Raw genomic sequence first — 19,700 nt, 5'->3', positions numbered from 1 at the left:
TACCCGGAGGTGCCCCGTGCTGTCCCGCATCGACCTGCGAGGGTCCGCTCTGCCCGGACCGCGTGAGCTGGCCCACCTGCTCCCGCGTGCCGGTACCGACATCGACGCGGTGCTCGCGACCGTCCGGCCGATCTGCGAGGACGTGCGGCTGCGGGGTGCCGAGGCGGTCCGGGAGATCACCGCGCGCCTCGACCGCGTCGACGTCCCCGACATGGCCGTGCCGCAGGCCGCGATCGACGAGGCTCTGGCCTCCATCGACCCGACCGTGCGCGCCGCGCTGGAGGAGTCGATCCGCCGGGTGCGGATCGTGCACTCCGACCAGCGGCGCACCGACGTCACCACCCAGGTCGCGCGCGGCGGCACCGTCACCGAGCGCTGGCTCCCGGTACGCCGGGTCGGGCTCTACGTGCCCGGTGGCCTCGCCCCGCTGCTGAGCTCGGTGGTGATGAACGTCGTCCCGGCCCAGATCGCCGGCGTGGAGTCCATCGCCGTCGCGAGCCCGCCGCAGCGGGACAACGGCGGCCTGCCCGACCCCGGGGTGCTGGCGGCGTGCGCGCTGCTGGGCGTCACCGAGGTCTACGCGGTCGGCGGGGCGCAGGCGATCGCCGTCTTCGGCTACGGCGCGGGCTCCTGCGCGCCGGTCGACATGGTCACCGGGCCCGGCAACGTCTACGTGACGGCGGCCAAGCGACTGCTGCGCGGGCTGATCGGCATCGACTCCGAGGCCGGCCCGACCGAGGTCGCCGTCCTCGCCGACGACACCGCCGACCCCGGCCACGTCGCCGCCGACCTGATCAGCCAGGCCGAGCACGACCCGCTGGCCGGCGCCGTGCTGGTGACCACCAGCGAGGAGCTCGCCGACGCCGTGCTCGCGCGGGTCCCGGACCAGGTGGCGGCCACCAAGCACACCGAGCGGATCACCACCGCGCTCAACGGCACCCAGTCCGGCATCGTGCTGGTCGACGACATCGACGCCGGCCTCGCCGTGGTCGACGCCTACGCCGCCGAGCACCTGGAGATCCAGACCCGCGACCCGCGCGCGGTGGCGATGCGGGTGCGCAACGCCGGCGCGGTCTTCGTCGGCCCGTGGGCGCCGGTGTCGCTGGGCGACTACATCGCCGGGTCCAACCACGTGCTGCCCACCGGCGGCTGCGCCCGGCACTCCAGCGGGCTGAGCGTGCAGACCTTCCTGCGCGGCGTCCACCTCATCGAGTACGACGAGCAGGCCCTCGCCGAGGTCGCCGGGCACATCGACGCCCTGGCGCACGCCGAGGACCTGCCCGGGCACGCGGCCGCCGTCCGGGTCCGGCAGCGGTCGTGACCTCGATCGAGGAGCTGCCGCTGCGGCCGGAGCTGCGGGGCAAGTCCGCCTACGGGGCGCCGCAGCTGCCCGTCGCGCACCAGCTCAACACCAACGAGAACCCCTACCCGCTGCCGGCGTCGCTGCTGGCCGACCTGGGCACCGCGCTCGCCGCGGCGGCCCAGGGGCTCAACCGCTACCCCGACCGGGACGCCGTGGCGCTGCGCGCCGACCTGGCGACCTACCTGACGCGCACCACCGGCGAGCAGGTCACCGCCGACCAGGTGTGGGCGGCCAACGGCTCGAACGAGGTCATCCAGCAGCTGCTGCAGGCCTTCGCCGGGGCGGGCCGGACGGCGCTGGGCTTCACACCGACCTACTCGATGTACCCGGTGTACTGCACGGGCACGGGGACGGCGTGGGTCGAGGGGCACCGGCGCGCGGACTTCACCCTGGACGTCGCCGCGGCGGTCGCCCAGGTGCGTGAGGTGCGCCCGGACGTCGTCTTCGTGACCAGCCCGAACAACCCCACCGGCACCGCGGTCGACCTGGACGCCATCGCCGCGCTCTACGACGCGACCGAGGGCGTGCTGGTCGTCGACGAGGCGTACACGGAGTTCGCCCGCACGGGCACCGTCTCGGCGCTGTCGCTGCTGTCCGGGCGCCCGCGCCTGGTGGTCAGCCGCACGATGAGCAAGGCCTTCGGCATGGCCGGGCTCCGGCTGGGCTACCTGGCCGCGGACCCGGCGGTGGTGGAGGCCGTGCAGCTGGTGCGGCTGCCCTACCACCTGAGCTCGCTGACCCAGGCCGCCGCCCGGGCCGCGCTGGCGCACACCGACGAGCTGCTGGCCACCGTCGAGGCGGTCAAGGCCCAGCGCGACCGGATCGTCGCCGAGCTGCCCGCGCTCGGCCTGGGCAGCGTGCCCAGCGACGCCAACTTCGTGCTGTTCGGGCACTTCGCCGACTCGCACGCCGCGTGGCAGGCGCTGCTGGACCGTGGCGTCCTGGTCCGCGACGTCGGCCTGCCCGGCTGGCTGCGGGTCACCGCCGGCACGCCGGAGGAGACCGACGCCTTCCTCACCGCGTTGGGTGACGTGGCCCCCGACCACCGACTGGGAGACTGAGCACCATGAGCAGGACTGCACGCATCGAGCGGGCCACCAAGGAGACCACCCTCGTCGTCGAGGTCGACCTCGACGGCACCGGGACCTCCGACATCGCCACCGGGGTCGGCTTCTACGACCACATGCTCACCGCGCTGAGCAAGCACAGCGGGATCGACCTGACGGTGCGCGCCGACGGCGACCTGCACATCGACGCCCACCACACCGTCGAGGACGTCGCCATCGCCCTGGGCCAGGCCTTCGCCGAGGCGCTCGGCGACAAGCGCGGCATCACCCGCTACGGCGACGCGACCATCCCGATGGACGAGGTGCTGGTGCAGGCCGCGGTCGACCTGTCCGGCCGGCCGTACTTCGTGCACGCCGAGCCCGAGAACATGACCCCGATGATCGGCCCGGACTACCCGACGTCGCTGACCAAGCACGTGCTCGAGTCCTTCGCGTTCAACGCGAAGATCAGCCTGCACGTGCGGGTGCTCTACGCCGGCCGCGACGCCCACCACATCGTCGAGGGTCAGTTCAAGGCGCTCGCCCGGGCGCTGCGGACCGCCGTCGCCCTCGACCCGCGGGTCACCGACGTGCCCTCCACCAAGGGCGCACTGTGAACTTCGGCGTCGCCCTGCTGGTGGTCGGCGGGTTCTTCCTGGGCGGCGCCTACAGCATCTCCAAGGCCGACTCCGAGACCAGGGGACGCACCAGCGGGCAGCTGGTCTTCGCCGGCATCCTGCTGGTGGCGGCCCTGCTGGCTACGGTCAGCGGCATCCTCTACCTGGTCTGAGGAAGGACCCCGTCCTCCTCACCCCTCGCACGCTCGGGGTGAGCCTCGGGACGGGGCCGGACTCAGGCTCCGCCTGAGCTCAGGCGGGCGGCGAACTCCTCGGCGGTGCGCAGCTGCCGGCGCAGGGTCGCCACCCGCTCGGCGGCCTGCTCGCGGAAGGCGGCCAGCCGGGCCGGGTCGGCGTCCGGCCCGGCGTCGAGCAGCTCCAGCAGCGCGCGCATCTCCTCCAGGCTGAAGCCCAGCGGCTTCATCTGCATGATCACCCGCAGCCGCTCGACGTCGGCCTCGACGTAGAGCCGGAACCCGCCCTCGGAGCGGGCCGAGGGGACGGCCAGGCCGACCTCCTCGTAGTACCGGATCGTGCGCAGCGACAGCCCGATCCGCTCGGCGACCTCGCCGATCTGCATGCGGCCCCCGGTGTTCACTCCCCGCCACCCAGCTTCCCGGCCAGCCGCTGGTGGTAGTGGCCGGTGACGTCGGTGAGCCCGGTGATCTCCAGGGTCTTGCCGCGGGCGGCGTACTTGCTGCCGACGGCGTCCAGGACGGCGACGGACGAGGCGTCCCAGACGTGGGCGGCGGAGAGGTCCAGGACGACGCGGTCGGGGTCCCCGGCGTAGTCGAAGCGGTCGACCAGCTCGTTGGCCGAGGCGAAGAAGAGCGCGCCGCGGACGGTGTAGACCCGCTCGCCGTCCGGCCCGTCCGTGGGGGTGAGGGTGACCAGGTGGGCGACCCGGCGGGCGAAGAGCACGCAGGCCACGACGACCCCGACCCCCACGCCGATCGCCAGGTTGTCCGTGGCGACCACCACCGCGACGGTGACCACCATGACCGCCGTCTCGCTGCGGGGCATGCGCCGGACGCTGCGCACGCTGTGCCAGTCGAAGGTGGTGAGGGCGACGAACACCATCACCGCCACCAGGGCCGCCATCGGGATGGCCGCGACCACCGGGCTGAGCACCAGCACCAGGACCAGCAGCCACACGCCGGCGAGGAGGGTCGACAGCCGGGTGCGGGCACCGGCCCGCACGTTGATCATCGTCTGGCCGATCATGGCGCAGCCGCCCATGCCGCCGAAGGCGCCGGCGGCCAGGTTGGCGATGCCCTGCCCGATCGACTCGCGGGTCTTGTCCGACGGGGAGTCGGTGATCTCGTCGACCAGCTTGGCGGTCATCAGCGACTCCATCAGCCCGACGAAGGCGATGGCCAGCGCGTACGGGGCGATGACCCGCAGCGTCTCGAGCGTGAACGGGACGTCGGGCAGGGCCAGGCCGGGCAGGCTGTCGGGCAGCTCGCCCTGGTCGCCGACGGTGGGGACGGCGATCCCGGCGGCCACCGTGAGCACGGTCAGCACGACGATCGCGACCAGCGGGGCGGGGACGGCGGTGGTCAGCCGGGGGAGCAGCACGATGACCGCCAGCCCGGCTGCGGTGAGCGGGTAGACCGGCCACGGGACGTCGATGAGCTGCGGCAGCTGCGCGGTGAAGATCAGGATCGCCAGGGCGTTGACGAAGCCGACCATCACGCTGCGCGGCACGAAGCGCATGACCTTGGCGACCCCGAGCAGGCCGAGCAGCACCTGGAACGCCCCGCCCAGCAGGACGGCGGCGATCAGGTAGGGGAGCCCGTGGTCGCGGACCAGTGGCGCGACCACCAGCGCGACGGCGCCGGCGGCCGCGGTGACCATCGCCGGCCGGCCGCCGGTGAAGGCGATGGTCACGGCCATGACGAAGGAGGTGAAGAGCCCGACCCGGGGGTCGACGCCGGCGATGACCGAGAAGGAGATGACCTCGGGGATGAGCGCCAGGGCGGTCACCAGGCCGGCGAGGACCTCGACGCGGGCGACCCGCGGGGAGAGCCAGGCAGGCCGGCGCAGGGCCGGGCGGGGGAGTCGGGCGGGCAGTGCGGTGCTCATGGGGGCCGTTCCGTCGCGGTGGTCCGACCGCGGCGCTGCGGGCTCGGCGTAGACCCTACCCTCACGTGAGAGGAGAGTCGGGTGGACCGCCGGACGCGTCGGGCAGGCTCGGGGCGTGTCCACCGACGAGCAGCGCTTCCTCGACCTGGTGCTGGCCAACCCGACGGTCGCCGCGGTGCTGGAGCGGGCGCCGTCCCTCGGCGTGGACGACTGGTGGCTGACCGCCGGTGTGCTGTTCCAGTCGGTGTGGAACGGCCTCACCGGCCGTGACCCCGCCGCCGGGGTGCGCGACGCCGACCTCTTCTACTTCGACCCGGACACCTCCTGGGCGGCCGAGGACGCCGTCATCCGCCGCGGCGCCGAGCTGTTCGCCGACCTGCCGGTGCCGGTGGAGATCCGCAACGAGGCCCGGGTGCACCTCTGGTACGCCGACCGCTTCGGCGTCCCGTCGGCCGCCCCGTTCCGCGACTGCCGCGACGCGATCGACGCCTTCGCGGCCGTCTGCTGCAGCTACGGCGTGACGGTGGACGACGGCGGGCTGCGCGTGCACGCGCCGTACGGCTACGCCGACCTCTTCGGCATGGTCGTGCGGCCGAACCCGGGGCCGGCGCCGCGGGACGTCTACGAGGGCAAGGCGGCCCGCTGGCTCGGGGAGTGGCCGCAGCTCACAGTGCTGCCCTGGGAACACGACGGGGCCCCGCGCGGCTGATGGGTAGCGTGGCAGCTGTGAAGAAGGTCGTCGTGCTGGACTACGGATCGGGCAACCTGCGGTCGGCGGAGCGTGCGCTGACCCGCGTGGGTGCCGACGTCACGGTGACCGCCGACGTCGACGCCGCCATGGAGGCCGACGGTCTCGTCGTCCCCGGGGTGGGCGCCTACGCCGCCTGCATGGACGGGCTGCGCGCCGTCGACGGCCCCAAGGTCATCGGCCGGCGGCTGGCCGGCGGGCGCCCGGTGCTGGGCATCTGCGTCGGCATGCAGGTGCTCTTCGAGCGCGGTGTCGAGCACGGCCAGGACACCGAGGGCTGCGGCGAGTGGCCCGGCGTGGTGGAGAAGCTCGAGTCGCCGGTGCTGCCGCACATGGGCTGGAACACCGTCGAGGCACCCGAGGGCTCGACGCTGTTCGCCGGCCTCGCGGACCAGCGCTTCTACTTCGTGCACTCCTACGGCGTGCGGCAGTTCCCGCTGGCCGAGCCCGGCGTCACCGGCCGGCTCACCCCGCCGGCGGTCACCTGGGCCGAGCACGGTGACCGGTTCGTCGCCGGGGTCGAGAACGGGCCGTTGTCGGCGACCCAGTTCCACCCGGAGAAGAGCGGCGACGCCGGTGCCCAGCTGCTCACCAACTGGCTGGACACGCTCGACTGATCGCCCAGTCCTCGGCGCACGGGACCGGTCCACCCGGCCGCGAGGCGGGTTGAGCCGGGCGACCTGACGTGAAGCCGTGCCGTGGCACGGGTCAACGTCAGGCGGATCGGGTTGAGCCGGGTGAGCGACGGTTGAGCGGGGACCTTCTTCAGCTGCGCAGGTAGCTGGCGCCGTTGACGTCGATGATCGTGCCGGTCGAGAACCGGGCCTCCGGCGAGGCGAGCCACAGCACCGCCGAGGCGACCTCCTCCGGCCGGGCCACCCGGCCGTAGGGCGACTGCGCGCGGACGGCGTCCCCGCCCGGGCCGTCGAGCACCTCGCGGGCCATCTCGGTCTGCACGAACCCCGGCGCGACCGTGCCCACCGAGATGCCGTGCGGGGCCAGCGCCAGGGCCATCGACTGCCCGAAGGCGTTGAGCCCGGCCTTGCTCGCCCCGTACGCGGGGTTGTTCGGCTCCCCGCGGAAGGCGCCCCGGCTGGAGACGTTGACGACCGCGCCGCCGCCGGCCGCGATCAGGTGCGGCAGTGCCCGGAAGGTGGCGTTGGCCGGGCCGAGCAGGTTCACCGCCAGGGTCTGCTGCCAGGCCGCCTGCCAGTCGGCGTAGTCGGTCTCCAGCGGCGGGTGCGCGGTGAAGACCCCGGCGTTGTTGACCAGCACGTCCAGCCCGCCGAGGCCGCCCGCCGCCTCGTCCACCATCGCCCCGACGGCCTCGGCGTCGGCGAGGTCGGCCTGCACGAGCACGTGCCCCTCGCCGGGCAGCTCCGCCAGCACCGCCTCGGCCCGCGTCCGGGAGCCACCGAAGTGCACCGCCACCCGGTCGCCGCGCGCGGCGAACGCCAGCGCGATCGCCCGGCCGATGCCGCGGGAGGCGCCGGTCACCAGGACGGCGCGGGAGGTCGGGGACTGCTGGCTCTCGGTCACGCCGGGAGTCAACCAGTCACCACCGGCCGCGGTGCACGACCTCCTCGACGCCCCGCCGCCCCCGCTTCAGCGACGGCGAGCGCTTGTCCTCGGCTCCCGGGTAGCCCACCGAGATGCAGCCCACCGGCGTGTAGGCGGTGGGCACGCCGAAGGCCTCCCGGAAGGAGCCCAGCCGCTCGGGCGGGACGCCGAAGAACGCCGCGGCCAGCCCCTCGTCGACCGCGGTGAGCAGCATCAGCAGTGAGGCCATCCCGGTGTCGACGTCCCAGTAGGGCACCGGCCAGCGGGCCTCGTCGCGGTCGGTCCAGCCCTTGTCCGGCTCGGCGTAGCGGTCCAGGTAGGCGGCCTTGTGCGACAGCGGGACGACCAGCAGCGGTGCCCGGCGCATCCGGGTGAGCCAGCCGTCCGGCGTCCCGCCGTCGGTGGTCGCGGCCCAGAAGCGGTCGCGCTCCTCGGCGGTCTCCAGCACCAGGAACGCCCAGCCCTGGCTGAACCCGGCCGAGGGGGCCCGGATCGCGTGCTCCAGCAGCCGCTCCCGCGCCTCGGCCGGCACCGGGCGGTCGGGGTCGTAGTCGCGCACCATCCGCCGGCGGCGGACGACGTCCCGGAACTCCATGCCGCCACCCTGTCACCCGGGTGCGACAGGTCAGCCGGTGCGGCCGAGCCGGGCGAGCACGCGGGTCGGCCGGTCGGCGGCGTCCGGCACCGGGAGCGCGGGGCCGCAGATGCCCTCCATGTGCAGCGCGGGCCCGAAGCCGTCGGCGCCGGCCTCGACCAGGTCCAGCTCGGCGTCGGTGAGCCCGGGGTCGGCGCCGACGGCCCGGGCGAGGTCCCAGCGGTGCACGACCATGTCCCAGACGTAGAACCGCGCGAACGCCTCGCCTACCGTGGTCGGCCCGAAGAAGCCGTCGAACGACCGGGCGGGCAGGTCGCCGTCGGCCAGGGCGGCGGCCACCCGGGCGGCGTGCTCCCGCCAGGCGGCGGCCGGGTCGGCGGCGACTGCGGGTGCGCTGCCGAGGTCCGCGCCGTGCGTGCCCAGGAAGTCCCGCTGGGCCGAGACCAGGTGGGCGACCACGTCGGCGGCGGTCCAGCCCGGGCAGGGTGAGAGGGCGCTCCAGCCGGACGGCGGGACGCCGTCCAGGAGCCGGGTCAGGGGGGCGTCTGCGGCGGCGTGCAGCTGCGCGGTCGGGTTCACGGGCGGGACGCTAGGAGGCTGGGGCAGGCTGGGTCTTGATGAAACCCGACAGCGACCCGTCGATCGACGCGATCGAGCGCGCGCACCTCAAGGACCCCGGCGACGCCTCGCACGTGATGCACCGCTACCCGGCCGGCCCGGAGTTCGCCGGGCTGCTGCAGCGGTTCTGGATCCCGGTGTGGTCGGTGCCGCCGGGTGCCGAGGCGCCGCAGCGGGTGCTGCAGTACCCGGTGTCGCTGATCGTGGTCGCGCACGACTACGCCCGCTTCTACGGCGTCGTCTCCGGGCTGTCGACGACCACGCTGACCGGGGAGGGCTGGGCGGTCGGGGTGATGTGCGCGCCGGCGGCCGGCACGTTGCTGGCCCGCGGCTCGATGACCCGCTACACCGACCGGCACGTCGACGTCCGCGAGGTGCTGGGCGCCGCGGGCGAGGAGCTGGTCACCCGGGTGCGCACCGCGATGACCCCCGCCCCGGCCGACCCGGCGGCGCACGCCGCCGCGGTGACGGCCTTCGAGGACGCGCTGCGGCCGCTGCTGCCCGTCGACGAGGAGGGCCTGCTGGTCAACCGGGTGGTGGAGTTCGTCGAGGGCGACCGGGACGTCGTCCGGGTGAGCCAGGTCTGCGAGCGGTTCGACCTGTCCGAGCGGGCGCTGCAGCGGCTGGTGCACCGCCGGCTGGGGCTGACGCCGAAGTGGCTGATCCAGCGGCGGCGGCTGCAGGAGGCCGCCGAGCGGCTGCGCTCGGGCCCGGTCGACCTGGCCGAGCTGGCCGCGCAGCTGGGCTACGCCGACCAGCCGCACCTGACCCGCGACTTCGGCCAGGTGACCGGTACGACGCCCCGCCAGTTCGCCGACCGGCACGCGTCCGGGACGTGACGCGGGCCGCGAGCGGGCGGTGCCTAGGCTGATCGTCGTGCCGAAGCTGCAGCTGCTCCCCGCCGTCGACGTCGCCGACGGTCTCGCCGTCCGCCTGGTGCAGGGGGAGGTCGGGAGCGAGACCTCCTACGGCGACCCCCTCGAGGCCGCGCTCGCGTGGCAGCGGGACGGCGCCGAGTGGGTGCACCTCGTCGACCTCGACGCCGCGTTCGGCCGCGGGTCCAACCGCGAGCTGCTGGCCTCGGTGGTCGGCGCGCTGGACGTCGACGTGGAGCTGTCCGGCGGCATCCGGGACGACGAGTCGCTGGCCGCCGCACTGTCCACCGGCTGCCGCCGGGTCAACCTGGGCACCGCCGCGCTGGAGTCTCCGGAGTGGTGCGCGCGGGCGATCGCCGAGCACGGTGACCGCATCGCCGTCGGCCTCGACGTGCGTGGCACCCGGCTCGCCGCCCGCGGCTGGACCAAGGAGGGCGGGGAGCTCTACGAGACCCTCGCCCGGCTGGACGACGAGGGCTGCGCCCGCTACGTGGTCACCGACATCACCAAGGACGGCACGCTGCGCGGCCCCAACCTGGAGCTGCTGCGCGAGGTCTGCGCCGCCACCCCGCGCCCGGTGATCGCCTCCGGCGGGGTCAGCTCGCTCGACGACATCCGGGCGCTCGCCGGCCTGTCCGGCATCGGCGTCGAGGGTGCGATCGTCGGCAAGGCGCTCTACGCCGGGCAGTTCACCCTGCCCGAGGCGCTGCGGGTCACCGAGGACCTGGCGTGAGCGCCGTGCGGCTGGGCTCGGGTGGGCCCTGGGAGGGCATCGTCGGCTACAGCCGGGTCGTCGCGGTCGGCGACCAGGCCTGGGTGAGCGGGTGCACGGCCGCCACCGTCGAGGGCACCGTGGCCCACCCCGGGGACGCCGGCGGGCAGACCCGGGTCGCCCTGCAGACGGTCGCCCGCGCCCTCACCGACGCCGGGTTCTCCGTCGGTGACGTCGTCCGCACCCGCATCTACGTGACCGACATCAGCGCCTGGGAGCAGGTCGGGCGGGCGCACGGCGAGGTCTTCGGCGACGTCCGGCCGGCCACGACGATGGTGCAGGTGTCCGCCCTGATCGACCCGACCATGCTGGTGGAGATCGAGGCGGACGCCGTGCGGGGGGCCGGGGCGTGAGCCTGTCGGTGCGGGTGATCCCGTGTCTGGACGTCGACGCCGGCCGGGTGGTCAAGGGCGTCAACTTCGTCGACCTCGTCGACGCCGGTGACCCGGTGGAGATGGCCCGGGTCTACGACGCCGAGGGCGCCGACGAGCTGACCTTCCTCGACATCACCGCCAGCTCCGGCAGCCGGGAGACCACCTACGACGTGGTCCGGCGGACGGCGGAGAGCGTGTTCATCCCGCTGACCGTCGGCGGCGGCGTGCGCAGCGTCGGCGACGTCGACAAGCTGCTGCGGGCCGGTGCGGACAAGGTGGCGGTCAACACCGCCGCCGTCGCCCGGCCCGAGCTCATCGCCGAGATCGCCGACCGGTTCGGCAACCAGGTGCTCGTGCTGAGCCTGGACGCCCGCCGGGTCCAGGGCGGCGCGCACACCGACTCCGGCTTCGAGATCACCACCCACGGTGGCCGCCAGGGCACCGGCCGGGACGCCGTGGAGTGGGTCGTGCAGGCCGCGGAGCTCGGCGTCGGCGAGGTCCTGCTCAACTCCATGGACGCCGACGGCACCCGGGCCGGGTTCGACACCGAGCTGATCCGGGCCGTGCGCCGCGAGGTCACCGTGCCGCTGATCGCCAGCGGGGGAGCCGGCGCGGTCGACCACTTCCCGCCCGCGGTCGAGGCCGGCGCCGACGCGGTGCTGGCGGCCAGCGTCTTCCACTTCGGCCAGCTGCGGGTGGGCGACGTCAAGGCCGGGCTGGCCGCCGCCGGCGTCCCGGTCCGGCACGAGGCCGACCGCCCGCTCGGCTGAGATCAGCCCGGACGGCGGGCCAGGACGACCAGCTCGCGGCCCGGCCGGTCCGGGGCGTCGCGGACCTCGTCGACGACCAGCCCGGCCGCGGTCACCGACCCGACCAGCTCGGCGCGGGTCCGGAAGCGGAGCGTGGACTCCGAGGTCAGCACCTCGCCGCCGAGGACGAAGGTCTCCCGGAAGCCGACCAGGTCGCCCCGCACCTCGAGGACCTCGACCCAGGACTCGACCGGGCCGACGCCGGGGACGTCGACCGTGGTGTGCGTCCGGGCCGGGGCCCACTCCTCCCACGCACGTCGCGCCGGGTCGCGGCTCTCGAACACCAGCCGGCCACCGGGCCGCAGCGCGTCGTGCACCGCGCGCAGGGTCGCCGTCCAGTCGGCGTCGGTGCAGAAGACCTGCGCCACGTTGGCGGTCATGGTCACCAGGTCGACCGCGAGCGGCGGCAGGGACGACGCGTCCCCGACCACCCAGTCGACCAGCCCGGCATCTGGCTTGCGGCGGGCCACGTCGATCGAGGCGGCGGCCGGGTCGAGTGCGGTCACCGTCAGTCCGCGTCCGGCGAGCAGGCAGGCGAAGGTGCCGGTGCCGCACCCGACGTCGAGCACCGTCCGCGCGCCCAGCTCCTCGACGATCCCGGCGTACACGTCGAGATCGGAGCGGTCGGGGTCCAGCGGGTCGTACAGCTCGGCCAGCCGCGGGTCGGCGAACGCGCGGTCGGGCACGGACGGGCGGGCCGGGGTCGGGCTCAGTCGACGGTGAGGTCGACGCAGGCGACGTCGGGGCGGCCGCTCACCCAGAGCAGCACCTCCAGCGGCGCGCCGGTCACGGTCGTCGCGGGGCTGCCCTTGCGCAGCCGGCGCTCGCTGTCCGCCGCGCCGTCGGGCACGTCGCTGCGCCGCACGACCAGCCCGCCCGCGGTCCGCGGCAGCCCACCGCCGCGGGCCAGCAGCGGCACGCTCGACCACAGCTGGTCCTGCACGGTCCGGGGCAGCTCGCGGGGCGCCCAGTCCGGCTGCGCCCGCCGCACGTCCTCGTGGTGGACCACCATCTCCACGGTGTTGAGCAGCCGGTCCACCGCCGGCCAGGAGGTCGGTACCCACGACGGCGGGCCCGAGCGCACCCCGGCGACCAGCTCGGCGAACGGGCGCTGCGCCGTGCGGGCCGACACCCTCGCCGTCCACCCGGCGAACGGGCCGCCGAGCACCACCCCGGGCATCGCGTCGGGGCGGCGGTCGCGCACCACCAGGTGCGTGGCCAGGTCGCGGGTCGTCCACCCCTCGCAACGGGTCGGCTGGTCGGGCCCCAGCTGCTCCAGCAGGTCGGCCAGCGCCGCCCGCTCCGACTGCGACACGGGCTGGGCTGCGGTCGGCATGCCCCGAGGCTAGCCAGTCCGGCAGCGCCCGGCCGATCCGTTAGGGCGGGTAACGAGCGCGGGTACGCTCGGCCCACCGACCCGCACGACGTACCTGGAGGACAGCTGTGCCGCGAGACGCCGTCGTCCGGCGCGGCCTCCGGCACGTCGCCCGGGGGATCCGCGAGCAACCCGGCATCTTCACCTGGGCGGTGCTCGGCAGCAGCCTCTACGGCGGCATGACCGTCGCCAGCGCCTACGTCATCGGCGGCATCACCGACCGGGTCCTGCTGCCGGCCTTCGCCGAGGGCGCCACGACCGCCGCCGCCCTCACGCTGGCCGCCCTGGCGATCATCGGCGTCGCCGTCCTGAAGATCGTCGGCATCATCGGCCGGCGGCTGTTCGCCGGGATCATGGCCTACCGGCTGCAGGCCGACTACCGCCGCCGCGTCACCGGTCAGTACCTGCGGCTGCCGCTGTCCTGGCACCAGCGGCACCCGACCGGCCAGCTGCTGTCCAATGCCAACTCCGACGTCGAGTCCGCCTGGTTCTTCGTCATGCCGCTGCCCTTCGCCTGCGGCGCGCTGGTCATGGTGGCGATCACCGTCGTCGCGCTGTTCCTCACCGACCCGCTGCTGGCCCTGGTCGGGCTGGTCGTCTTCCCGCTGGTCTTCGCGCTCAACGCCGTCTACAGCCAGGTGATGAGCCCGCGGATGGCCCGCGCGCAGCAGCTGCGCGCCGAGGTCAGCGAGATCGCCCACGAGAGCTTCGACGCCGCCCTGGTCGTGAAGACCCTGGGCCGGGAGACCTCCGAGACCGCCCGCTTCGCGGTCAAGGCCGACGAGCTCCGCGACGGCCTGGTCGCGGTGGGCCGGGTCCGCGGCCTGTTCGACCCGATGATGGAGGCGCTGCCCAACCTGGGCACCCTCGCCGTCCTGCTCATCGGCGCCGAGCGGGTCGCCTCCGGCGAGACCGAGGCCGGTGCCCTGGTCTCCATCGCCTACCTGTTCACGCTGCTCACGCTGCCCATCCGCGCGATCGGCTGGGTGCTGGCCGACCTGCCGCGGGCGATGGCCGGCTTCGACCGGGTCACCCCCGTGCTGGAGGCCCGGGGGGAGACCCCGCACGGCCCCGACGCCGCCCCCGCCGGGACCGGCGGCGCCGCCGTCGGCGTCCGGGACGTCGACTTCCGGCACGACGAGTCCGCCCGCCCGACCCTGTCCGGGGTGACCTTCGAGGTGGCCGCCGGGCGCACCGTCGCCGTCGTCGGCCCCACCGGTGCCGGCAAGTCGACCCTCGCCGGCCTGCTGGTGCGGCTGGTCGACCCGCACGACGGGTCGGTGCTGCTCGACGGCGTCGACCTGCGCACCCTGCGCGAGGGGGAGGTCAGCAGCCAGGTCGCGTTCGTCCCGCAGTCGACGTTCCTCTTCGACGACACCGTGCGCGACAACGTCACCCTCGGCGCGGACTTCACCGACGAGCAGGTGCACGCCGCCCTGCGCACCTCGGCCGCCGAGGACTTCGTCGCCCGGCTGCCCGAGGGCCTCGACACGCGGGTCGGTGAGCGCGGCGCCTCGCTGTCCGGTGGCCAGCGGCAGCGGCTCGCGCTGGCCCGGGCCGTCGTCCGGCACCCGCGGCTGCTCGTCCTCGACGACGCGACCAGCGCCGTCGACCCCTCGGTCGAGGCCCGGATCCTGGACGCGCTGCGCGACAGCGACCGCCCGGCCACCGTCGTGGTGGTCGCCTACCGCCAGGCCACGATCGCGCTGGCCGACGAGGTCGTGTGGATCGAGCGCGGCCGGCTCGTCGCCCGCGGCACGCACGCCGAGCTGCTCGCCCAGGTCCCCGGCTACGGCCGCCTGGTGCAGGCCTACCAGCCGCCGGAGCTGGCCGCCGCCGACCCCGTGGAGGTGCCGGCGTGACCGACGAGCCGCTGCTGCCCGCCGACGAGCGGCACGAGGGCGCCCTGCAGACCCTGCGCCGCGGCCTGCGGATGATGCCGGAGTTCCGCCAGGGCCTGCCCGCGACCTTCGCCCTGGCCCTGATCGCCACCGCCGGCCGGGTCGTCGTCCCGATCGCGGTGCAGCAGACCCTGGACCGGGGGCTGGGCGCGCCCACCGGCCCGGACATCGACCTGGTCCGGGTGCTCGTCGCGATCAGCGTGGTGGTCGTGCTGGTCACCAGCCTCGCCGTGTACCGGATGAACGTCCGGCTCTTCCGCACCACCGAGACCGCGCTCGCCGGCCTGCGGGTGCGCGCCTTCCGGCACGTGCACGACCTGTCGGTGCTGCACCAGCAGGGGCAGCGCCGCGGCTCGCTGGTCTCCCGGGTCACCAGCGACGTCGACCAGCTGTCGGTGTTCATGCAGTGGGGCGGCGTGCTGGGCCTGATCAGCGTCGGCCAGCTGGTCGTGGCCACGATCGTGATGGCCGTCTACTCCTGGCAGCTGACCCTGCTGGTGCTGGTCTGCTTCGTCCCGCTGGCGATGGCGGTCAAGTACTTCTCCCGCAAGCTCGCCACCGTCTACGGCGTCGTCCGGGAGCGGGTCGGGGACGTCCTGGGCGCGGTCGCCGAGTCCGTCGTCGGCGCCCCGACGGTGCGCGCCTACGGCATCCGCGCCCGGACGGCGGCGCGCATCGACAGCGCCATCGACCGGCACTACCGCGCCTCGGTGCAGGCCCAGCGGACGACGGCCGCGGTGTTCGTCAGCGGCGAGCTCGTCGCCGCCGTCGCCAACGCCGCGGTCGTGGTGGTCGGGGTGCTGCTGGGCATCGGCGGGCAGATCTCCGCCGGCACCCTGGTCGCCTTCCTGTTCCTGGTCACCCTGTTCGTCGCGCCGGTGCAGACCGCCAGCGAGGTGCTCAACGAGGCGCAGAACGCCGTCGCCGGTTTCCGTCGGGTGCTCGACGTGCTCGACACCGCCCCCGACGTCTCCGACCCGGAGCACGGCCGCACCCTGCCGCCCGGGCCGCTCGACGTCCGCTTCGACCACGTCGGCTTTGCCTACTCGGCCGGTGGCCGCAAGGCGCTGGAGGACGTCGACCTGACGATCACCGCCCGCACCCGGGTGGCCATCGTGGGGGAGACCGGCTCGGGCAAGACCACGTTCGCCAAGCTCGTCACCCGGCTGATGGACCCCACGGAGGGTCGGGTGCTCATCGGCGGTGTGCCGCTGACCGAGACCGCCTTCGCCTCGCTGCGCCAGCGGGTGGTGATGGTCCCGCAGGACGGCTTCCTCTTCGACGCCTCCGTGGCCGACAACGTGCGCTACGGCAGGCCCGGGATGACCGACGCGCACATCACCGCGGCCTTCGACGAGCTCGGCCTCGGTGACTGGCTGGAGAGCCTGTCCGCCGGCGTCGCCACCCCGGTCGGGCAGCGCGGTGAGTCGCTGTCGGCGGGGGAGCGGCAGCTGGTCGCCGTGGCCCGCGCCTACGTCGCCGACCCCGACCTGCTGGTGCTCGACGAGGCCACCAGCGCGGTCGACCCGGCCACCGAGATGCGGCTGACCCGCGCCCTGGACGCCCTCACCGACGGGCGCACCACGCTGACCATCGCCCACCGGCTCTCCACCGCCGAGCGGGCCGACGAGGTGCTGGTCGTCGACGCCGGCCGGGTCGTCCAGCGCGGCACGCACGCCGAGCTGGTGGACGCCGAGGGCCCGTACGGGCGGCTGCACGCCTCGTGGCGGCGCAGCTCGGGCAGCCGGCCGGAGGCCCAGGCCGCGCAGGCGTGAGGGCGGGGCGGGCCCTGCGACCGGCAGCGGACCCGCCCGGCCTGCCCGTGGAGGCCGCCCCCGGACGCCGGCCGGCCGGCCGACACCGGGAGCCCGCGGGGTCGGTGTCCGGCAGCCCGTACGACCAGCCGTGCGAGGACACCGACAGCTGCGCCGTCCACACCGTGTCGCTCACCGTCCTGCCCGCGCCGCGAGCAGGACCGGTCCCAGCGCACTCCCAGCCGACGGCCAGCGGGCCCTGGGCCGGTGGCCCTAGCCTGCCCGGCATGCCGTCCACCTCCAGTCGCCGCCCGGGCGCGGCGGCGACCCGGCACCGTCCCCGTCGTCCGCTCGGCCGCGGCCCGTCGGCAGCCCCGCCGGCGCCCGTCCGGCCCGTGCAGGCGCCGTTCGCCGCCCTCTTCGGCGGGCTGGTCGCACTGGAGGACGGCTACCTCGGCTGGCTCCTGTGGGACGCCGACCGCAGCTGGAGCTGGTACCTGCTCGTCCCGCTGCTGCTGGCGGCCGGCGCGCTCGCCGGCGGGGTCCTGGTGCTGCGCGGCCGGGGCCTCGGGCCGGTCAGCGGGTCGGCGGTGCTGGCCTGGAGCTGCGTCCTGCCGCTGCTCGGACTCCTCGCCCTGGCCCTGTTCTTCGCCGCCCTCGGCGACGGCGCGGCGGCGTGGCCGGCGCTGCTGCTCGTGGTCGGCCCGCTCGGCGGACTGGTGCTGGCGCTGCGCCGTCCGGTGCGGGAGTGGACCCGGCGCGGCCGGGCGCAGGCCGACCGGGCCCCGGGGCGGTTAGCGTCGGGACGTGGACCTGGCAGGAGTGCACGCGGACGCTGACGTCATCGTGGTCGGGGCCGGCCTCGCCGGGCTGGTCGCCACCACCGAGCTGGCCGACGCCGGCAAGCGGGTGCTGCTGCTGGACCAGGAACCGGCCGCCTCCCTGGGCGGGCAGGCCTTCTGGTCCTTCGGCGGCCTGTTCCTGGTCGACACCCCCGAGCAGCGCCGGCTGCGGGTGCACGACTCCCTCGAGCTCGCCCGGCAGGACTGGTTCGGCACCGCCGGCTTCGACCGCCCCGAGGACCACTGGCCCGGGCAGTGGGCCGAGGCCTACCTGCAGTTCGCCGCGGGGGAGAAGCGCGCCTGGCTGCACGCGCAGGGCGTGCGGTTCTTCCCGGTCGTCGGCTGGGCCGAGCGCGGCGGCTACACGGCCACCGGGCACGGCAACTCCGTGCCCCGCTTCCACGTCACCTGGGGCACCGGTCCCGGCGTCCTCGCCCCGTTCCTCGCCCGTCTCGCCCGGGCCGTGGACGCCGGGCTGGTCGATGTCCGCCACCGGCACCGGGTCGACGGGCTGGTGCTGACCGACGGCGCCGTCACCGGGGTGCGCGGCGCGGTCCTCGAGCCCAGCGACGTCGCGCGCGGGGTCGCCAGCTCGCGCACCGACGTCGGGGAGTTCGAGGTGGCCGCGCAGGCCGTCGTCGTCACCGCCGGCGGCATCGGCGGCGACCACGAGCTGGTGCGCCGCAACTGGCCAGCGCGGCTGGGCCCGGTGCCGCAGCGGCTGCTGTCCGGCGTCCCGGCGCACGTCGACGGGCGGATGCTGCAGATCACCGAGGACGCCGGTGGCCGGGTGATCAACCCCGACCGGATGTGGCACTACACCGAGGGCGTCGTGAACCACTCGCCGGTGTGGGAGCGGCACGGCATCCGGATCCTGCCCGGCCCCTCCTCGCTCTGGCTCGACGCCACCGGCACCCGGCTGCCCGCGCCGCTGTTCCCCGGCTTCGACACCCTCGGCACGCTGGCGCACATCGGCACGACCGGCCACGAGCACACCTGGTTCGTGCTGACGCAGAAGATCATCGAGAAGGAGTTCACGCTCTCGGGCTCCGAGCAGAACCCCGACCTGACGGACAAGGACCTGAAGCTGCTGCTCACCCGCATCCGGCCCGGCGCCGCAGCGCCGGTCCAGCGGTTCATGGACGACGGCGAGGACTTCGTGGTCGCCCCGACCCTGCCCGAGCTCGTCGCCGGGATGAACCGCGTCACCGGCGACACCCCGCACCTGGACCTGGCCACCGTCGAGCGGGAGGTCGTCGCCCGCGACCGGGAGATCGCCCACCGGTTCAGCAAGGACCAGCAGGTCACCGCGCTGCGCCAGGCCCGCAGCTACCTCGGCGACAAGCTCATCCGGGTGGCCCAGCCGCACCGGCTGCTGGACCCCGACGCCGGCCCGCTGATCGCCGTCCGGCTCAACCTGCTCACCCGCAAGACCCTCGGCGGGCTGGAGACCGACCTGTCCGGGCGCGTGCTGCGCGACGGGGGCGCGCCGGTCCCGGGGCTGTACGCGGCGGGGGAGGTCGCCGGGTTCGGCGGCGGCGGCATGCACGGCTACCGCTCGCTGGAGGGCACGTTCCTCGGCGGCTGCCTGTTCTCCGGCCGGGTCGCCGGCCGGGCCGTGGCGGCTGCGCTGTGAGCACCCAGGACTGGGACGCCGTCCCGCCCTCCGCCGTCCCGCCCTACGCCGGCCCGCCGACCACGGCACCGCAGCCCGGTCCGTCCTGGCCGCCGCAGTCCCACCAGCAGCCGTACGGGGCGTCGCAGCCGTACGGGCAGCAGCCCTGGGGACCCCAGCCCTGGGCCCAGCCGCAGTGGCCGCAGCAGCAGTGGGGCCAGCCGCAGTGGGGGCCGCCCGCGTGGGGACCGCCGCCGGTGCGTCCGGGTCGCTCCGGGCTGCACGTCGCCGCCGCCGTGCTGGCATTCGTCTCCACGCTGCTGGTGGTGGTGGGCACCATCTGGGCGATGGCCTTCTCCGCCCTGTCCAGCCTGGCCCGCGGGTCCTCGGCCGGCATCGGCGGCGGGACGGCGTTCCTCCAGCTCGTGCTGGCCGGCCTGCTCGTCGCCGGGGGCGTGCAGGTGCTGGGCGGCAGCCGGCGGTGGCTCCTCGGCGCGGCCGCCCTGCAGCTCGCGCTGAGCCTGTACTGGGTCGCCGTCCTCGACGACCTCGCGCCGGCCACCCTCAGCGAGGGGGTGTTCGTGCTGCCGGCGGTCTTCGCCGTCCTCGCCCTGCTCGCCGGCGGGCTGCCGTTCCTGCCCGAGCTCCGGGGCTGGCTGGCCCGGCGCACCGGGCGGACGGCGGGGGAGGGACCCCAGCCGGTGCAGCAGCCCGAGCCCACCCGGCCGCCCTGGGCCTGAGCCGCGCCGGT

General features: G+C 75.1%; 22 protein-coding genes. 15 read left to right on the top strand and 7 right to left on the bottom strand.

Features of this window, described 5'->3' with window-relative positions:
- The first annotated feature begins 16 nt into the window (after window positions 1-16).
- The 4 genes from hisD to O2W14_RS05405 are packed head-to-tail and all read left to right on the top strand — an operon-like array spanning window position 17 to window position 3,199.
- Window positions 17-1,321, top strand: a complete 1,305-nt coding sequence (gene hisD / locus O2W14_RS05420) for a histidinol dehydrogenase (protein ID WP_269175056.1) — start codon at window positions 17-19, stop codon at window positions 1,319-1,321.
- Window positions 1,318-2,424, top strand: a complete 1,107-nt coding sequence (locus O2W14_RS05415) for a histidinol-phosphate transaminase (RefSeq protein WP_269175055.1) — start codon at window positions 1,318-1,320, stop codon at window positions 2,422-2,424. Before hisD ends, O2W14_RS05415 begins: the two co-directional genes overlap by 4 nt.
- Window positions 2,425-2,429: 5 nt before the next feature.
- Window positions 2,430-3,026 carry an imidazoleglycerol-phosphate dehydratase HisB gene (gene hisB / locus O2W14_RS05410; RefSeq protein WP_237494039.1) on the top strand — a complete coding sequence of 199 codons (597 nt, stop codon included), beginning with the start codon at window positions 2,430-2,432 and terminating at the stop codon, window positions 3,024-3,026.
- A complete protein-coding gene (locus O2W14_RS05405; RefSeq protein ID WP_269175054.1) occupies window positions 3,023-3,199 on the top strand; it encodes a hypothetical protein in 177 nt (58 codons plus the stop codon). The genes hisB and O2W14_RS05405 overlap by 4 nt, the downstream gene beginning before the upstream one ends.
- Before the next feature lie 62 nt (window positions 3,200-3,261).
- Here O2W14_RS05405 and O2W14_RS05400 read toward each other — a convergent pair whose 3' ends face one another.
- Together O2W14_RS05400 and O2W14_RS05395 are read right to left on the bottom strand one after the other, a co-directional pair.
- Window positions 3,262-3,606 carry a MerR family transcriptional regulator gene (locus O2W14_RS05400; RefSeq protein ID WP_269175053.1) on the bottom strand — a complete coding sequence of 115 codons (345 nt, stop codon included), beginning with the start codon at window positions 3,604-3,606 and terminating at the stop codon, window positions 3,262-3,264.
- Between the two features lie 14 nt (window positions 3,607-3,620).
- Complete coding sequence (locus O2W14_RS05395; RefSeq protein ID WP_269175052.1) at window positions 3,621-5,111, bottom strand: SulP family inorganic anion transporter; 1,491 nt, start codon at window positions 5,109-5,111, stop codon at window positions 3,621-3,623.
- Window positions 5,112-5,226: 115 nt separating this feature from the next.
- On the opposite strand from O2W14_RS05395, the gene O2W14_RS05390 reads away from it, so the two are divergent.
- On the top strand, window positions 5,227-5,820 hold the full coding sequence (locus O2W14_RS05390) for a nucleotidyltransferase family protein (protein WP_269175051.1): 594 nt from the start codon (window positions 5,227-5,229) through the stop codon (window positions 5,818-5,820).
- A gap of 17 nt (window positions 5,821-5,837) precedes the next feature.
- A complete protein-coding gene (gene hisH / locus O2W14_RS05385; RefSeq protein WP_269175050.1) occupies window positions 5,838-6,476 on the top strand; it encodes an imidazole glycerol phosphate synthase subunit HisH in 639 nt (212 codons plus the stop codon).
- 148 nt (window positions 6,477-6,624) lie between these two features.
- Here hisH and O2W14_RS05380 read toward each other — a convergent pair whose 3' ends face one another.
- Genes O2W14_RS05380 through O2W14_RS05370 form a run of 3 tightly spaced genes read right to left on the bottom strand, consistent with a single transcriptional unit; the run spans window position 6,625 to window position 8,593 of the window.
- Entirely contained in the window at window positions 6,625-7,398 is a 774-nt protein-coding gene (locus tag O2W14_RS05380) for an SDR family NAD(P)-dependent oxidoreductase (protein WP_269175049.1), read from the bottom strand.
- A gap of 16 nt (window positions 7,399-7,414) precedes the next feature.
- Window positions 7,415-8,014 carry a nitroreductase family protein gene (locus O2W14_RS05375; protein WP_269175048.1) on the bottom strand — a complete coding sequence of 200 codons (600 nt, stop codon included), beginning with the start codon at window positions 8,012-8,014 and terminating at the stop codon, window positions 7,415-7,417.
- 30 nt (window positions 8,015-8,044) lie between these two features.
- Window positions 8,045-8,593, bottom strand: a complete 549-nt coding sequence (locus O2W14_RS05370; protein WP_269175047.1) for a TIGR03086 family metal-binding protein — start codon at window positions 8,591-8,593, stop codon at window positions 8,045-8,047.
- Between the two features lie 38 nt (window positions 8,594-8,631).
- Between O2W14_RS05370 and O2W14_RS05365 the strand changes: the two genes are divergently transcribed.
- Genes O2W14_RS05365 through hisF form a run of 4 tightly spaced genes read left to right on the top strand, consistent with a single transcriptional unit; the run spans window position 8,632 to window position 11,423 of the window.
- A complete protein-coding gene (locus O2W14_RS05365; RefSeq protein ID WP_269175046.1) occupies window positions 8,632-9,471 on the top strand; it encodes a helix-turn-helix domain-containing protein in 840 nt (279 codons plus the stop codon).
- 37 nt (window positions 9,472-9,508) lie between these two features.
- Window positions 9,509-10,240, top strand: coding sequence for a bifunctional 1-(5-phosphoribosyl)-5-((5-phosphoribosylamino)methylideneamino)imidazole-4-carboxamide isomerase/phosphoribosylanthranilate isomerase PriA (gene priA, locus O2W14_RS05360; RefSeq protein WP_269175045.1), 732 nt, complete (start codon window positions 9,509-9,511; stop codon window positions 10,238-10,240).
- The gene (locus tag O2W14_RS05355) at window positions 10,237-10,632 is read left to right on the top strand and encodes a RidA family protein (RefSeq protein ID WP_269175044.1); all 396 of its coding nucleotides are present in this window, start codon (window positions 10,237-10,239) and stop codon (window positions 10,630-10,632) included. The genes priA and O2W14_RS05355 overlap by 4 nt, the downstream gene beginning before the upstream one ends.
- Window positions 10,629-11,423 (top strand): imidazole glycerol phosphate synthase subunit HisF, encoded by a 795-nt coding sequence (hisF, locus tag O2W14_RS05350; RefSeq protein ID WP_269175043.1) that lies wholly within the window; start codon window positions 10,629-10,631, stop codon window positions 11,421-11,423. Before O2W14_RS05355 ends, hisF begins: the two co-directional genes overlap by 4 nt.
- Window positions 11,424-11,425: 2 nt before the next feature.
- Here the strand turns inward: hisF and O2W14_RS05345 are convergent, their stop codons facing one another.
- Window positions 11,426-12,148 carry a class I SAM-dependent methyltransferase gene (locus tag O2W14_RS05345; protein WP_269175042.1) on the bottom strand — a complete coding sequence of 241 codons (723 nt, stop codon included), beginning with the start codon at window positions 12,146-12,148 and terminating at the stop codon, window positions 11,426-11,428.
- Window positions 12,149-12,171: 23 nt separating this feature from the next.
- Window positions 12,172-12,798 (bottom strand): TIGR03085 family metal-binding protein, encoded by a 627-nt coding sequence (locus O2W14_RS05340; protein ID WP_269175041.1) that lies wholly within the window; start codon window positions 12,796-12,798, stop codon window positions 12,172-12,174.
- Window positions 12,799-12,905: 107 nt separating this feature from the next.
- Between O2W14_RS05340 and O2W14_RS05335 the strand changes: the two genes are divergently transcribed.
- The 5 genes from O2W14_RS05335 to O2W14_RS05315 all read left to right on the top strand — a co-directional run bounded on the left by O2W14_RS05335 (window position 12,906) and on the right by O2W14_RS05315 (window position 19,689).
- A complete protein-coding gene (locus O2W14_RS05335; protein WP_269175040.1) occupies window positions 12,906-14,699 on the top strand; it encodes an ABC transporter ATP-binding protein in 1,794 nt (597 codons plus the stop codon).
- Window positions 14,696-16,513, top strand: coding sequence for an ABC transporter ATP-binding protein (locus O2W14_RS05330; RefSeq protein ID WP_269175039.1), 1,818 nt, complete (start codon window positions 14,696-14,698; stop codon window positions 16,511-16,513). Before O2W14_RS05335 ends, O2W14_RS05330 begins: the two co-directional genes overlap by 4 nt.
- Before the next feature lie 266 nt (window positions 16,514-16,779).
- The gene (locus O2W14_RS05325; protein ID WP_269175038.1) at window positions 16,780-17,331 is read left to right on the top strand and encodes a hypothetical protein; all 552 of its coding nucleotides are present in this window, start codon (window positions 16,780-16,782) and stop codon (window positions 17,329-17,331) included.
- On the top strand, window positions 17,300-18,970 hold the full coding sequence (locus O2W14_RS05320; RefSeq protein ID WP_269175037.1) for an FAD-binding dehydrogenase: 1,671 nt from the start codon (window positions 17,300-17,302) through the stop codon (window positions 18,968-18,970). Before O2W14_RS05325 ends, O2W14_RS05320 begins: the two co-directional genes overlap by 32 nt.
- The gene (locus tag O2W14_RS05315; RefSeq protein WP_269175036.1) at window positions 18,967-19,689 is read left to right on the top strand and encodes a hypothetical protein; all 723 of its coding nucleotides are present in this window, start codon (window positions 18,967-18,969) and stop codon (window positions 19,687-19,689) included. Before O2W14_RS05320 ends, O2W14_RS05315 begins: the two co-directional genes overlap by 4 nt.
- Window positions 19,690-19,700: the final 11 nt, after the last annotated feature.

The sequence above is a fragment of the Modestobacter sp. VKM Ac-2986 genome (assembly GCF_026967795.1).
GTDB lineage: Bacteria > Actinomycetota > Actinomycetes > Mycobacteriales > Geodermatophilaceae > Modestobacter.
This window is presented reverse-complemented; position numbering and strand designations above follow the sequence as displayed.

What these genes read in the sequence shown, in the direction of transcription:
- O2W14_RS05375 (WP_269175048.1), bottom strand. Translation starts at nt 8,014, where the DNA reads ATGGAGTTCCGGGACGTCGTCCGCCGCCGGCGGATGGTGCGCGACTAC.
- O2W14_RS05340 (WP_269175041.1), bottom strand. Translation starts at nt 12,798, where the DNA reads ATGCCGACCGCAGCCCAGCCCGTGTCGCAGTCGGAGCGGGCGGCGCTG.
- O2W14_RS05395 (WP_269175052.1), bottom strand. Translation starts at nt 5,111, where the DNA reads ATGAGCACCGCACTGCCCGCCCGACTCCCCCGCCCGGCCCTGCGCCGG.
- O2W14_RS05400 (WP_269175053.1), bottom strand. Translation starts at nt 3,606, where the DNA reads ATGCAGATCGGCGAGGTCGCCGAGCGGATCGGGCTGTCGCTGCGCACG.
- O2W14_RS05325 (WP_269175038.1), top strand. Translation starts at nt 16,780, where the DNA reads ATGCCGTCCACCTCCAGTCGCCGCCCGGGCGCGGCGGCGACCCGGCAC.
- O2W14_RS05365 (WP_269175046.1), top strand. Translation starts at nt 8,632, where the DNA reads ATGAAACCCGACAGCGACCCGTCGATCGACGCGATCGAGCGCGCGCAC.
- hisB (WP_237494039.1), top strand. Translation starts at nt 2,430, where the DNA reads ATGAGCAGGACTGCACGCATCGAGCGGGCCACCAAGGAGACCACCCTC.